This is a genomic window from Treponema sp. R80B11-R83G3, assembly GCF_054786115.1.
This window is the reverse complement of record NZ_BDHF01000042.1, coordinates 1-13,554: the sequence shown is the minus strand read 5'-3', so window position 1 is coordinate 13,554 and position 13,554 is coordinate 1. Positions and strand designations below refer to the sequence as shown.

General features: G+C 42.3%; 12 protein-coding genes, 1 tRNA gene and 1 pseudogene. 8 read left to right on the top strand and 6 right to left on the bottom strand.

The features are described 5' to 3' along the window. Window positions 1-50 precede the first annotated feature (50 nt). From ACYVRH_RS07720 to ACYVRH_RS07685, 8 genes are all read left to right on the top strand, one after another. Window positions 51-1,565: a DUF5312 family protein gene (locus ACYVRH_RS07720; protein WP_461256351.1), complete on the top strand. Its 1,515-nt coding sequence runs from the start codon at window positions 51-53 to the stop codon at window positions 1,563-1,565. 72 nt (window positions 1,566-1,637) lie between these two features. Then, window positions 1,638-2,237 carry a V-type ATP synthase subunit E gene (locus ACYVRH_RS07715; protein WP_461256350.1) on the top strand — a complete coding sequence of 200 codons (600 nt, stop codon included), beginning with the start codon at window positions 1,638-1,640 and terminating at the stop codon, window positions 2,235-2,237. Window positions 2,238-2,255: 18 nt separating this feature from the next. After that, window positions 2,256-2,816 (top strand): DUF2764 family protein, encoded by a 561-nt coding sequence (locus ACYVRH_RS07710; RefSeq protein ID WP_461256349.1) that lies wholly within the window; start codon window positions 2,256-2,258, stop codon window positions 2,814-2,816. Beyond that, window positions 2,813-4,573 (top strand): V-type ATP synthase subunit A, encoded by a 1,761-nt coding sequence (locus ACYVRH_RS07705; protein WP_461256348.1) that lies wholly within the window; start codon window positions 2,813-2,815, stop codon window positions 4,571-4,573. The genes ACYVRH_RS07710 and ACYVRH_RS07705 overlap by 4 nt, the downstream gene beginning before the upstream one ends. 10 nt (window positions 4,574-4,583) lie before the next feature. Then, window positions 4,584-5,882 (top strand): V-type ATP synthase subunit B, encoded by a 1,299-nt coding sequence (locus ACYVRH_RS07700; RefSeq protein ID WP_461256347.1) that lies wholly within the window; start codon window positions 4,584-4,586, stop codon window positions 5,880-5,882. Window positions 5,883-5,888: 6 nt separating this feature from the next. After that, on the top strand, window positions 5,889-6,488 hold the full coding sequence (locus ACYVRH_RS07695) for a V-type ATP synthase subunit D (RefSeq protein WP_461256346.1): 600 nt from the start codon (window positions 5,889-5,891) through the stop codon (window positions 6,486-6,488). A 52-nt stretch (window positions 6,489-6,540) separates the two neighbouring features. Further along, a complete protein-coding gene (locus ACYVRH_RS07690) occupies window positions 6,541-8,478 on the top strand; it encodes a V-type ATP synthase subunit I (protein WP_461256345.1) in 1,938 nt (645 codons plus the stop codon). 20 nt (window positions 8,479-8,498) lie between these two features. Then, complete coding sequence (locus ACYVRH_RS07685; protein WP_461256344.1) at window positions 8,499-8,936, top strand: V-type ATP synthase subunit K; 438 nt, start codon at window positions 8,499-8,501, stop codon at window positions 8,934-8,936. A gap of 172 nt (window positions 8,937-9,108) precedes the next feature. Here ACYVRH_RS07685 and ACYVRH_RS07680 read toward each other — a convergent pair. From ACYVRH_RS07680 to ACYVRH_RS07655, 6 genes and pseudogenes are all read right to left on the bottom strand, one after another. Further along, a tRNA-Arg gene (locus ACYVRH_RS07680) sits at window positions 9,109-9,181 on the bottom strand. 66 nt (window positions 9,182-9,247) lie between these two features. Further along, window positions 9,248-10,495: a tetratricopeptide repeat protein gene (locus tag ACYVRH_RS07675; RefSeq protein WP_461256343.1), complete on the bottom strand. Its 1,248-nt coding sequence runs from the start codon at window positions 10,493-10,495 to the stop codon at window positions 9,248-9,250. Window positions 10,496-10,573: 78 nt separating this feature from the next. Continuing rightward, entirely contained in the window at window positions 10,574-11,632 is a 1,059-nt protein-coding gene (locus tag ACYVRH_RS07670) for a flagellar filament outer layer protein FlaA (protein WP_461256342.1), read from the bottom strand. 120 nt (window positions 11,633-11,752) lie between these two features. Beyond that, window positions 11,753-12,244, bottom strand: a complete 492-nt coding sequence (locus tag ACYVRH_RS07665) for a GerMN domain-containing protein (RefSeq protein WP_461256341.1) — start codon at window positions 12,242-12,244, stop codon at window positions 11,753-11,755. 11 nt (window positions 12,245-12,255) lie between these two features. Continuing rightward, window positions 12,256-13,323: an N-acetylmuramoyl-L-alanine amidase family protein gene (locus ACYVRH_RS07660; protein WP_461256340.1), complete on the bottom strand. Its 1,068-nt coding sequence runs from the start codon at window positions 13,321-13,323 to the stop codon at window positions 12,256-12,258. Then, a pseudogene (locus ACYVRH_RS07655) lies at window positions 13,304-13,554 on the bottom strand (hypothetical protein); the annotation flags it as partial. The pseudogene ACYVRH_RS07655 and the gene ACYVRH_RS07660, both read right to left, overlap by 20 nt.

Sequence of the window (13,554 nt, the reverse complement as noted above, 5' to 3'; positions counted from 1 at the left end):
AACTATTGCTTAATTAATAAAAATAAGCTAACATTAAAAAGAGGTAAAATATGGCCGAAGACCTTATGGATAAAGTATTTTCCTTCTTTTCCGGCGAAGGACTTACTGATGAAAAGCAAAATATGCTTAAAGGCATCGCTAAAGAACTGAGTCAGAGCAAATACGTAAAATTTTTCAGGGTTAGAACTGAGGAAGCCGATCCTTCATTGTTGTCATTTTTATTTTCAGTATATAAGACTATTTATCCAATCAAATTGTTCATGAAAGATGAGCAAAAAATGGCAAAATTACGGCATTTAACCGTAGAATCATGTCTTGACCCTAAAATTAAAGAAATAGTAAAACGGCTGGATACGGCGTATCTTGAATCAAAGCTAAAGACCATGACAGGTGAAGAACTGATAGCGGCTATTCAGGCGGATGTGAATTTGCTTGCCTCCAAATTTGACAATGTTCATATAAGTAACGTAAACCACAGGTATGAATTGGCGGCCGCCTTAAATCAGCTGGTAAAGTATAATTTTCCCGGTTTTTTCAAAAAATTCGACAATCATTTTGCCGATGGCAGCTTCCTTGTGGAGCCTAAATTCCCCGCAGTAAAAACTATCCTGATAATTGACCAAATAGGCGACTTTTTATCGGCTACCCATGCCCTTAGGCCGGAAGAAGACTGGAATGGACTTCTAAGAATATTAAAAGAATGTGAAGGGCAGGATCTTGTTATCCCTGACCAATTCAATAATATGATAAAAACGCTAAGGGAAATCCATACCTCAAAAATTCTTGAATTAATGGTTCAATACACCCTAAGAAACCCCGTTTGGCAGTTCAAACACACCGTTTTTAGCGAAACTATCGGCGACGTATGGCTGGAAGCCAAGAAAAACGAAGCTTACGCCTTCATTACAAGGATCAATAACGCCAAAAAGGCAAGCCAAATAAACGCATTAACCAAGCAGGTATTTGAGTCTTCCGACCTTAACAGGATGGAAAATTATACCGTACCGCTAAGCGAGATCTATAAAAGGAAGAATGTTGATTATTATGTATATGCCGAGGGGTTAAATTACCTTAAAGCCCTTATGGATGACTATATCGGGAAGGAAATCAAGGAATTGTGCGATATTTTGCTTATCCGGGGCCAATGGACGAATAATACCATGGCGCGGGAAATGAGCGACGCTTTCCACAGGGTGGAGGATACGGCGGCATCCATAAACGATTTGGACGTAGTTTTATCCGAAGACGGCGCGGACGGTTCACGTTTGCGGGCTGCCATTCTCAGGATTGACAGGGATCCGACGCAGGCGCGGTATATAAACAGCATAGTCGGAAAGGTAAACACCGAAGCCTATGATATTATTAATGAAGCCGTTCAGGGGCTTATTATTGTAGGAAAACATCTAAAGAACCTTATTGAAGACATAGAGAAAAAGCACCCGGAACTGCTTGTAAACTGGAGGGAGATAAATTTGGCTTCTAAAGAGCCTATACATCAAAGGATGATAAACACTTTTAAGAAGATAAATTATTTTATCCAATTAATGCATTTATGCACTCAATAGTGTTTTTTGGTATTGACTATAAAGATTTTATATGATATTATAATCATGTTATTAAATTAAGAAGGTGAGATTATGGAAATTCAGGTTCAGGAACTTATCGATAGGATAAAGAAAGACGGAATTAAAGCCGCGACGGAAGAGGCGAATAAAGTCAAAGCCGAGGCAGATACCGAGGCTCGCAGGATTGTTGAAACTGCCAAAAAAGAAGCGGACGAATTACTTGAACGCGCCAAACAGGATGCGGCCCGTTCGGAAAAAGCGGGGATTGCCGCTTTGGAACAGGCTTCACGCAACCTTATTTTAGCGTTCAAGGATGAAGTTCAGGCATTGCTTAACAAAATAATCAATGAAAAAGTAAGCGCGAATTACAACGAAGACGTATTAAAAACTGCGTTGCCTGAATTGATTAAGTCATGGGCTGACAAGAGCGGCACTGACCTTGCGGTTATTCTGCCGGAAAGCGAACTTTCCAAGCTACAGGGATACTTTAATGACAGATTAAGGGAAGAACTCTCAAAGGGCGTGGAATTAAAGTCTAACCGTAAATTGGCTTGTGGTTTTCATATTTCAAATAAAGAAGGTTCCGTTTACTACGATTTTTCTTCTGAAGCCGTCGCAAAACAGCTTTCAGCTTATTTAAATCCAAAATTGGCTGAACTTTTAAAAAAGTAAGAAAAAGGAATATAAAAGGTGGGATCATACTATTATTTCATAGCCCAGCTTCCTTATCTCGTATACGGAACAAAACCGCCAATGTCTTCTGATAATTTTAAAGCTATGGTCGCGACTCTGTTAGATGATAATGACGCTAAATTTATGCGGTATCTTTCCTTTGATAACGTGTTTTCAAACGATTCCTGTGACTGCGCTTTTATCAATGATTGGCGGAATTGGGAACGCGCCCTTAAAATGAATCTGGCAAAAGAGAGGGCGTTAAAATTAAAGAAAGATATTCCGGTAGCGGACATTCCGTTTTTTCCGCAGGAAGCGGCTGTCGCGGCTTCTAAAGCCGTAGAAGAGAAATCTCCGATGGACGGCGAAATTTTACTGGATAAAGCGCGTTGGAACGCCATTGACGCGATTGCGGGCAATGAATATTACAGCGTAAACGGCGTATTTGCCTATTATTTAAAATTATTACTGTTGGAAAGACGGCAGGTCTTTAACGCAGAAAAAGGATTTGCAGAATATAAAACATTGTACGCTTCCATTCTGGAAAGCGCGCAAAATTCCCCGGGGGAACCTAAATGATTGGAACAAAAGGAATAGTAACAGCCGTAAACGGCAACATGGTAAGCGTCCGTTTTGACGGAGTCGTCTCCATGAACGAGGTCGGCTATGTAAAAGTCGCAGACAAACGGCTGAAAAGCGAAGTAATCAGAATTCGCGGCGAGATAAGCCAGCTTCAGGTTTTTGAAATTACCAAAGGTATTTCAATTGGCGATGAAGTTGAATTTACAGGGGATATGTTGTCGGTTGAGTTAGGCCCCGGTCTTCTTGGACAGGTTTACGATGGTCTTCAAAACCCGCTTCCCCAATTGGCGCAGGCCACAGGATACTTTCTGGAAAGAGGCGTTTACCTTGACGCTCTGTCCGTATCCAATATGTGGCAATTCACGCCAAAGGCAAAACCCGGCGATAAAGTAGAACGCGCCGATACGCTTGGGACGGTTCCTGAAGGTTCCTTTACCCACCGTATTATGGTGCCTTTTAACCTTTACGGCAATTACACCGTTTCATGGATAAAGCCGGCGGGAAGTTACAATATTCGCGAAACAATCGCCGAACTTAAAGATGAAAAAGGAAACGCCGTTCCCGTAACCTTCAGTTTCCGCTGGCCTGTAAAAAGGGCGATTAACTGCTACGAAGAACGCCTTAAACCCACGGAGCCGATGGTTACCCGCGTCCGCCTTATCGACACGTTCTTCCCAGTAGCCCGCGGCGGAACCTACTGTATCCCCGGCCCCTTCGGCGCGGGCAAGACAGTCCTTCAACAGATTACAAGCCGCTTTGCGGACGTAGATATAGTAATTGTAGCCGCCTGCGGCGAACGCGCCGGCGAAGTCGTGGAAACCTTAAAAGAATTCCCCGAACTAAAAGACGAAAGAACAGGCCGCTCCCTCATGGAAAGGACAATCATTATTTGTAACACTTCTTCAATGCCTGTAGCCGCGCGCGAAGCTTCCGTATACACGGCGGTTACGCTTGCCGAGTATTACAGGCAGATGAGCTTGAACGTCCTATTGCTTGCGGACTCCACAAGCCGTTGGTCGCAGGCGATGCGCGAAATGTCAGGGCGTTTGGAAGAAATCCCCGGTGAGGAAGCGTTCCCCGCTTACATGGAATCGACAATTGCCAGCTTCTACGAAAGAGCCGGTATTGTCCGCCTGCGAGACGGCGGTTTAGGCTCCGTCACAATCGGCGGAACAGTAAGCCCGGCGGGCGGTAACTTTGAAGAGCCTGTAACGCAGGCGACATTGAAAGTCGTAGGCGCGTTCCACGGCCTTTCACGCGAAAGATCAGACGCGCGCAAGTTCCCTGCCATCCACCCGCTTGATTCATGGTCAAAGTACAAGGGAATCATCGAGAGCGAAAAAGTTGAATACGCGCACGGATTTATGCGCCGAAGTTCCGAAGTTGAACAGATGATGAAGGTTGTCGGCGAAGAAGGAACAAGCATCGAAGACTACGTTATTTTCCTAAAGGGCGATCTTATCGACTCCGTATACTTCCAGCAAAACTCATTTGACGAAGTAGACGCGGCGGTCAAACCTGAAAGACAAAAATATGTTTTTGCCAAATTGTTGTTTATTCTTGGTTCCATATTTACTTTTACGGACAAGAATGAAGCGCGCACATGGTTTAACAAACTCAGGCAAAAATTCCTGGATTATAACGGCAGCAAGTGGAAGAGCGAGCGTTTTGACGCCCTTGAATCCGAAATTGACTCGGCGGTAAAGAGTCAATCCAAGGGGCTTGATAAAACAGCCGAAAAAATAATTTATTAGGGCGGGAATTATGAACAAAGTATATAGCAAGATTGAATCAATAACGGGAAGCGTTATCACGGTAAAGGCGGACGGCGTCCGTTACGGCGACTTGGCGGAAGTTGATACGGTATTTGGCACGTCTCTTGCCGAGGTAAACAGGCTTCAGGGCGATACGGTATCGCTTCAGGTTTTCGCCGGCGGTCGCGGCATCTCAACAGGCGATACAATACGCTTTTTGGGACGCCCCATGCAGGTGGCGTTCTCAGAAAACTTAATGGGCAGGGTGTTCACCGGCTCGGGCAAACCGCGCGATAACGGCCCCGATTTAACAGAAAATAAAATCCCGATAGGCGGACCTTCCGTAAATCCGTCCCAGCGCATTATTCCGCGTAAAATGATCCGCACCGGCATCCCGATGATCGATTTATTCAACACATTGGTTGTTTCGCAGAAACTGCCTATTTTCTCGGTTTCCGGCGAGCCGTACAATGAGCTTCTTGCGCGTATTGCCATGCAGGCGGAAGTAGACGTAATCATCCTCGGCGGAATGGGTTTAAAATACGATGACTATCTTAACTTTAAAGACACGCTGGAAAACGCCGGTGCTCTTGCGCGTACCGTAATGTTTATTCACACCGCAAGCGATCCTACGGTTGAATGTCTAATGATACCCGATATGTCCCTTGCAGTCGCCGAACAATTTGCCTTGCAGGGCAAGGACGTGCTTGTCCTTTTGACTGACATGACAAACTTTGCCGATGCGATGAAGGAAATCTCTATTATTCAAGAGCAGGTTCCCTCTAACCGCGGTTATCCCGGCGATTTGTACAGCCAGCTTGCAAGCCGTTATGAAAAAGCGGTTGACTTTGAAACTGCCGGTTCTATTACAGTCCTTGGAGTTACGACAATGCCGGGCGACGACGTAACGCACCCGGTGCCGGATAATACCGGTTACATTACTGAAGGCCAGTATTATCTCAAAGACGGCCGTATAGAGCCGTTCGGCTCACTATCGCGCCTTAAACAGCAGGTTAACGGCAAGACGCGAAAAGATCACCGCGCCCTTATGGACGGCATGATCAAACTTTATTCCGCTTTCCGCGACACTCTGGAAAAAAAGGCAATGGGCTTTATCATGACTCCTTGGGACGAAAAACTTTTAAAATACGGCATCCAATTTGAAAAAAGAATGATGGATCTTTCAGTCAATATCCCGCTTGAAAAAGCGCTGGATTTAGGTTGGGAAATACTTTCGGATTGTTTTAACAAAGAAGAAACAGGTTTGCGCACGGAATTGATTAATGAATTCTGGCCGAAAAAAGAATAGGGCAGTATGGCAAAAATTAAGCTCACAAAGAATGAGCTGAAAAAACAAAAAGATTCTCTGAAAATGTACAGGCGTTATCTGCCTACGCTGATGTTGAAAAAACAGCAGTTACAAGGAGAAATCAGGCTTACAGACGCGCGGTTAAAAGAATTAAAAATATCCGAAGAGCAGTTGGACGAATCGTTTAAATCATGGATTGGCGTTTTTGGAGAAACCGGTATTTTTACAAAAGATATATTAAAAATTAAAGACGTGCGGACAAGCCACGGAAATATTGCCGGCGTATCAATACCTGTTTTTGAAGGCGCTGATTTTGAAATTGCCGTTTATGATTTTTTGAAAACGCCGCTTTGGCTCGATTTGGCAGTTGACCGCATGAAACAAGCTCTTCTTTTACAAATGGAAATGGAAATTGTCGAAGAACAGCGCAGAAGGCTTGATAAAGAACTGCGCACGACAACCCAGCGCGTTAATCTTTTTGAAAAAATAAAAATCCCCGAATCAAGAAACAACATCAAAAAGATTCAAGTTTATTTAGGCGACCAGCAGACGGCCGCCGTTGTACGGGGCAAAATCGCGAAGAGCGGATTGGCGGGCAAACAATGAAAAAAAGCCTGATTGATATGAGCGTAAGGAAGGTTGAATTATGATTGTACCGATGAAGAAAATATGCCTCTTGGTACAGGATAAATCCCATGAGGAATCTCTTAAAAAACTTCGCGCTGTGGGAGTAGTGCATCTTGAAAAAAGAAACGTTCCTTTAGACTCTAATTCAAGCGCGTTAAAAAGAAAAACAAAAGTAGAAGACGCGATAGGCTTAATCCAGGATTATAAAGTTCCAAAGAAAAAGCCGCGTGACAGTAAAATAGATGACGGGCCGTTAATTGAACGCAGACAAAAACCAATCGGGCTTCATAGGGGAAGAAGAGCCGAAGATATTTACGGTACGGACGATGAATCGCCGTATTCAATTGACGCGGTAAAAGCGACGCCCCGCCCTTATCTTCCCGATTTGATGAGTAAAATAGGGGAAGAACGCAAACAGATAAAAGAAAAAGAAGCTATAATCGGCAGGGAGATTTTACGCATAGAAGAATGGGGAAATTTTGACCCGTCGATAATTGAAGAAATATCAAAAACGCTCCCCGTTTACCTTTATGAAATGCCATTGGATTTATTTAACCGTTTGGATAAAGATATTCAATATATTAAAATAAAAAGCGATAAATCTATTGTACGTATAATGGTTTTTGAAAAAACAGTACCGAGTGTTACTCCTTTTCAGTTGCCGCAAAAATCTTTGAGCGAATACAAAGATGAAATTGAAAAATATAATCTTGAATTAAAAGAGATAGATAAAGAACTGGAACATTACGCGGATCGCCGTCCGGCTTTACTTAAGGAAATGGAACGGGTTGAATATGATCTTGAATTTGAAACGGCGGTCGCCGGCTTAAATAAAGTTGAAGATATTCCTTCTAATCAAGGACTTTGCTGGCTTACAGGTTATGTGCCGGCGGAAGATCTCGGGCTTGTAAAAAAAATCGCGTCCGAAAACGGATGGGCGTTATCCGCTGAAGAACCGCCTGAAACTGATGAATTCGTACCGACTAAATTAAAGAACAACAAATTTGTACAACTGCTTACGCCAATTACAGGATTCCTTGACATTAATCCCGGATACCGCGAAGTTGACGTATCGCCTGTTTTTATGACATTCTTTTGTATTTTCTTTGCCATGCTCTTCGGAGACGCGGCTTATGGTCTGATTATTACAACTATGGCGTTAATCGGCATTATTTTCGCGTTAAAAAATAAAAAGCCCGTATCTATTCCGATAAAAATGCTCTTATTGCTGGGGTTGCTTAACACGTTATGGGGCGTGCTTACATGCTCATGGTTCGCGATAGATGCCAAGTTACTGCCTGATTTCTTAAAAAAGATTTCACTATCTTATATATCTTCGGCAAATCCGGATCAGGAAATAGTAAGTCAAAATTTACAAATATTCTGTTTTTCCCTTGCGGTAATCCACCTGGTGATTGCGCATATTATTGTAATATTTAAATGCAAATCATTAAAAATATTGGGAGAATTGGGAACAATCGGAATGTTATTGGGAATGTATAATGTAGTTTTATTCCTGATTGTCAGCAGTGACAAAAGAGCTATTCCTCTTTTGCCCGTATCCGTATATTTAATAGCCGGCGGATTCTTTTTAAGTTTTATTTTCTCCTCATATAATGGGAGTATATTAAAATCAATATTATCCAGTTTCCAGAATATCATCACAGTTGTTCTTGGAGTAGTAAACGTATTTTCTGATATAATGTCATATATCAGGCTTTGGGCGGTAGGGCTTGCCGGAGCGGCTATCGCGCAAACAATAAACGGCATGGCGGGTCCGATGCTTGGCAGCTTTTTAATTTTCGCGGGAATTATACTGCTGATTTTCGGACATGGATTAAATATGGTGCTTAACGTATTGTCAGTTCTTGTTCACGGGGTACGTCTTAACACGTTGGAATTTTCAGGGCATGTAGGCCTTGCCTGGTCAGGCACGGCTTACAGGCCTTTTAAAGAAAAGAAAATTTAATATTTAGTAAGGAGAGAAGTATGAATTTAGGATTATTAGGAGCCGGGTTGGTACTCGGTATTGCGGCTGTTGGTTCGGGATTCGGCATTGGTATCGCCTCGCAGGCGGCTATTGGCGCGTGGAAAAAGTGCTATTTAACAAATAAACCGGCTCCCATGACGCTGCTGGTATTTGTCGGCGCCCCGTTAACGCAGGTTTTCTACGCTTACATTATGATGGGCACTATACGCGATAACGCGGCGAACGCGGGCACTTACAGTTGGATGAACTTTGGTTTTAGTATCGCTTCTGCGGTAGCCATCGCGTTCTCGGCAGTCTTCCAGGGAAAAGCGGGCGCATGCGCCGCCGATGCCCAGGCTGAATCCGGAAAAGGCTTTGCCCAGTATGTTGCCGCTATCGGCGTTATTGAAACCGTCGCCCTCTTCACGATGGTTCTAACAATGAACAGCTTACTTTAGTAGGGTAAGATTTCGCACAAAGATCACAAAGGTACAAAGATCACAAAGTAAAATCAGGGGTTTTTGTCCGTTATTATATCGTGAAATTCACGATTATTTTTCGGACAACAACCCTTGTTCCTCTTTGTGATCTTCTCTTACTTTGTGTTCTTTGTGTGAGGTCATGGCGAATTGATCGAGGAGAGAATCGAACTCCCGACCAGTTGCTTAGAAGGCAACTGCTCTATCCACTGAGCTACTCGACCGTGTAATCATTATAAAAAAAATAATTTATAAAGGCAATACATAATTCGCCTAAGAGCTAATTTTTGTCACATTTTTAATTTCTCAAGAAGAAGTTCTTTAAACCTAGAAGCGGATTTGTTATTTGGTTCAAGGGCTAGTGAGTTCTCGCAATCCGCCAACGCTTGAGGATAATCGCCTATGTGGTAATAAGCTTGTCCGCGCCTGAACAGGCAGAACGGCTGATATGGGTTTATTGACAGTGAAAGCGCATAGTCGTCTATCGCCTGTGAGTACTGTTTGATAACTGAATAAACTACGCCCCGGTAATAAGCCGCTTTATAAGATTTCTTGTCAAGTTCAAGCGAATTGGTAAAATCTTCTATGGCTTCGCTATAACATGAACAGGCAAAGTTTGCCATGCCTCGGTGTTTGTAAATAATAGACAGTATATTGTCATTTGGCTTTAACGCTAAAATTTTTGTATATTGGCTTATAGCCTCGTTAAAACGGTTTTGATTATGGGCGGAAAGGGCTTTGACCAGTAAATCATCAATTGAATTGTTGTAATCATGCGTATCGGCGTTGTCGCTTTCGATAACGGGAAAAACTGTCTTTGGCTGTTCTGCTTTAAATAAAAGATCATCCGTTGATTCCTCAATTTTTTGATAAAAACTTTCCCGCCTTTTACCCATTTCCTTACTGTATTGTCTTTGATAACTTCGTATTTCCTGAAAAATCATATCCGCCAAAGAAAGGCTTGCGTTTACGGCTGCAAGTTTTCTTTTCATAGGCTCGTCAAAAGGGTTGAATTCAACTTTATAAACAAGTTCATGTTCAACTTCCGCCCACGCGTCCTGCAAAATAGTACGTATTTGTATTTCCGCTATGTCCGTTCCCGGATCCCCGTGTTTGTCAACCAAAGATTGGGGTATTTTTATTAAAAGGTGAATTGATTCATAACCAAATTCTTGAAAAGAATAATGGCCCTTTATCTCACGTTCAATTACTTCAAAGTACTTTTTAATCAGATATTCAACCGCCTGTAAATCTTCTATAAAAGGGCAGATAATCCTAATGCCTAAAAGATCTGTAATTTGAGGATTTTTTTTGCCTGTTTTTAAAAGGCGTATGTATTTAGAAAAATAACTTGTAAAATTTTTGATTCTGCCGCTCACAACAGGATTAGAATCCAAAGAGGAAAGAACATTATCTATCAGCGCTTTAAGGTCATTTACAATTGAATTGCGAATTTCAAGATATTGTTTATATTCTTCCTGTAATTTATTCTTTTCGGGAGTAGAAATATGATTTTCTTTATCTTTAATTTCTGCCATTATGATTATAAAAAAAAGCTGTCTGAAAACAATGTCTTCAGACAGCGTTAAAATAGCCTAGAGGCTCTTTACCTTATTTTACTGTTGCTGTTGTTGCTGCCGTGAAGGATCACTAAACGGAAGTTCCGTGGCTTGTTTAGACTGCTCAAGATAACGAAGAACCTGATTCTGGCCAAAGCGTTCCATTTCCCAAACTTTGCGGGCTTCTTCACGAGTCTGGATGATATTCCAGACCGATTCGTCGTTAATGTCGCGTTCGGTATCAAGAACCGCCATGTCGTAAATAATTGCTACGTCTTTAAAGTAGGTGACAAAATCTCCGCCGTCATTTGCCGCGTCACGCTGAATAAGGAAGCCGCCGAATTTTATAAAGGGAGTATTAAAAGGATAGAGGGGGACAATTCTAAGATCGCGGGTTCTGATTTCCTGCAAATAAGCGGGATTTCTCCAAATAAGTTCTTGCCAGCCGTCAAATTTAAGGAAACCCATGAAAATGGTTCTTTGATTTCCCATACTGTCAATAAGAATTGTTGACAGGCCATGTGGGAAATTAAGACCGTAAACATTTACCTTTACTTCCCTAATAACTCCGACATTTTTGATTATGCCATAAGCCGGTTTTCCATCTTCCTGAGCCTCAAAACGGCTCTTAATGGTGGTTATGCCGCTGGAGGAATCCATTGGGGTAATAGTGCCGTCCGTGCCGACAGTTGTGCTTTCAAAAGCTGGAATGTCAAACGGCGGCTTAATCAGCGCCCAAGAATTGAACTGTTCTATCGGGAAACGAATCCTGACTCCCATTACAGTCTCATATTCCTTGGATTTGGCTTCCTTTGTAAAACTGAGGGTTGTATTCTGAACTGTCCTTGATGAGGATGCCAGGAGTTCCTCCCAATTTTTAATTGCCAGCGATGTTGTCATAAACTTCTTTTGCTGGGGGGTGAAACTGCCGCCTGCAACAGAGGCAAAATCCATCAATGTCTGACGGTTTTGGTTGGGCGTGTCACTTTTGTCATTAGCACTGCTATTGACATGAATATCCGCTTTAAGGGTAGTGAAGTCGATTAACACGCCTTCCTCCGCAAACAACGGAACCGCAATCATCGCAATTACGACTAGAATGAGCATCTTTTTCATGTAAAGCTCCTTTAATACACTTCTTTCAAAAATTTTGTTAGTCCTCATTTTATAAAATTATTAATATTTTGTCAACGACAAAATACTAAATTTTCAATATTTTTGAATTTTCCTTTATTTTTAATTATCGGAAAATTCTTGAAGAATTGCAACCGTTTCAGGCCAAAATTCTTCAATGTAAATCGCGTTTCCGTCAATAAAGAAACGCACGTCTTTTACATACGATAAATTCCTTAAAATACCGGCATGGAAGGTACGGAAGTTATCAATTGTACTTCCCCCTTCTACGGGCGGCAGGGCGGCATCGGCTGAAAAATCAACAAAAACTACCCCATTTCGGTATAATAACGATTTAAGCCTAGTTTCTCTTGGGAAAAGAGGCAATAAATCGGGAGCAACCGGCCCTAAAAGCATTTCTTCCGTATAACGGATAATATCATCCTCCCGTGATATAGAACGCTTTAGCATCCGGTCTTCAACGGATATAACTCCCTCATTAATAGTATAGAACACAAAAGTTCTTCTTGCAAGCCCTAAAATGAAAAATTCTGATATTGCCGCTATGGCTAAAATAGCGATAAATAATAAGCGGAGTCTTACCGTTGATGACATAGAACCTTTCCTTAATGTTCAAAAATACCAATAAAATTGATAATCCCATTATACAATGAATCGGTAAATTTATTCAAGCCGTCTTCACCGGTCATAAAGAGCGCGTCCTGTTGGTTGGATATAAAACCAAGTTCTACAAGAACCGCCGGCATTCTGCTGTTTCTTACGACAAACCAATCGTTTGCCTTTCGGCCTCTGGAAGGCATCGCGCCGCCAAATGTTTTTTGAAGGGCGGCAAGTATGGAATCGGCCAAAAGTATGCTTTCCGTAGTGAATTCCTCTTCAAGCATAGCGTTTAGTATCGCGTTAACATCGGAAGAATAATTATGCCTTGATTTGTCCAAAAGGGATCTGCGCTGGCCTGATGTTATATGCCAAACTTCATAACCGCGCGCGCTGGAATTAGCTCCCCAGTTGGCGTGTACAGATATGAAGATTACCGCTTCATTATCCCTAACCGTTACGGCGTTGGCCATTTCCGCGCGCTGGTCAAGGGTTGGGTAAATATCGGTATCTCTTGTCATTAATATGCGTTTGTCAGGATACGCGTTAATAAGCCTGTCCCTTAACGCAAGACCTGTTTTTAGGGTAATGTCCTTTTCGTAGATTTTAACGGTTTTCCCGTTGACGTTTAAATTCCCTACCGCTCCTGAATCTTTTCCGCCGTGTCCGGGATCGATGATAATGGCAGCGACTCTGAAACTCGACATATCGTTTTCATGAAGGCGTAAAAACGTATTTTTAAGCGTGGAAACAAAGTTTTCAGGAAATACCAATTTTCCGTTGCTGTTGTAAGGTAGAGGGATATTAAAAAACTCGCGGTTATCAAAGACAAGAAACCCCATTTCCCCTTCGCGGCTCGCGACGGAAAATGCCCCGTAATGGCTGCCTAAATTGAAACTTCCGTCACGGAATAAAGGATCCCAGCGGAATTGTACGGATTCATTCGGTGATATTGATTTTATCGTATTTATTGTTTCGTCAAGAGAGAAGGCGTAAAGCAGAGTACATTGAATAATGAAAATAAAAAAAACAAAGAACGATTTGAGTATTCCGTTATCACTGTGATTTTGAATCAATTTTAACTCCCAAATTATCGATGTAGTAGACTCCGCCCTGATAAGAGCCGCGAATAAACGCGTTCCAGAATGACCTGCCGAGTCTTACTATATTTTCGGCATTTTCAGAGCTTACTGGAATGGGAAAACCTGTCAATAATCGGACGGCGTTAAGGGCTTCTTCCACTGTTCTGCCCATGTAGTCTTTTAGGTTTGAAGATGTGAGGGCAGGGAAGGGGTAAAGGTGGGGAG

Bases quoted from the DNA above. Each gene is read 5' to 3' on its own strand.
- ACYVRH_RS07720 (WP_461256351.1), top strand. From the start codon at position 51: ATGGCCGAAGACCTTATGGATAAAGTATTTTCCTTCTTTTCCGGCGAA.
- ACYVRH_RS07715 (WP_461256350.1), top strand. From the start codon at position 1,638: ATGGAAATTCAGGTTCAGGAACTTATCGATAGGATAAAGAAAGACGGA.
- ACYVRH_RS07705 (WP_461256348.1), top strand. From the start codon at position 2,813: ATGATTGGAACAAAAGGAATAGTAACAGCCGTAAACGGCAACATGGTA.
- ACYVRH_RS07700 (WP_461256347.1), top strand. From the start codon at position 4,584: ATGAACAAAGTATATAGCAAGATTGAATCAATAACGGGAAGCGTTATC.
- ACYVRH_RS07695 (WP_461256346.1), top strand. From the start codon at position 5,889: ATGGCAAAAATTAAGCTCACAAAGAATGAGCTGAAAAAACAAAAAGAT.
- ACYVRH_RS07690 (WP_461256345.1), top strand. From the start codon at position 6,541: ATGAAGAAAATATGCCTCTTGGTACAGGATAAATCCCATGAGGAATCT.
- ACYVRH_RS07685 (WP_461256344.1), top strand. From the start codon at position 8,499: ATGAATTTAGGATTATTAGGAGCCGGGTTGGTACTCGGTATTGCGGCT.
- ACYVRH_RS07675 (WP_461256343.1), bottom strand. From the start codon at position 10,495: ATGGCAGAAATTAAAGATAAAGAAAATCATATTTCTACTCCCGAAAAG.
- ACYVRH_RS07670 (WP_461256342.1), bottom strand. From the start codon at position 11,632: ATGAAAAAGATGCTCATTCTAGTCGTAATTGCGATGATTGCGGTTCCG.
- ACYVRH_RS07665 (WP_461256341.1), bottom strand. From the start codon at position 12,244: ATGTCATCAACGGTAAGACTCCGCTTATTATTTATCGCTATTTTAGCC.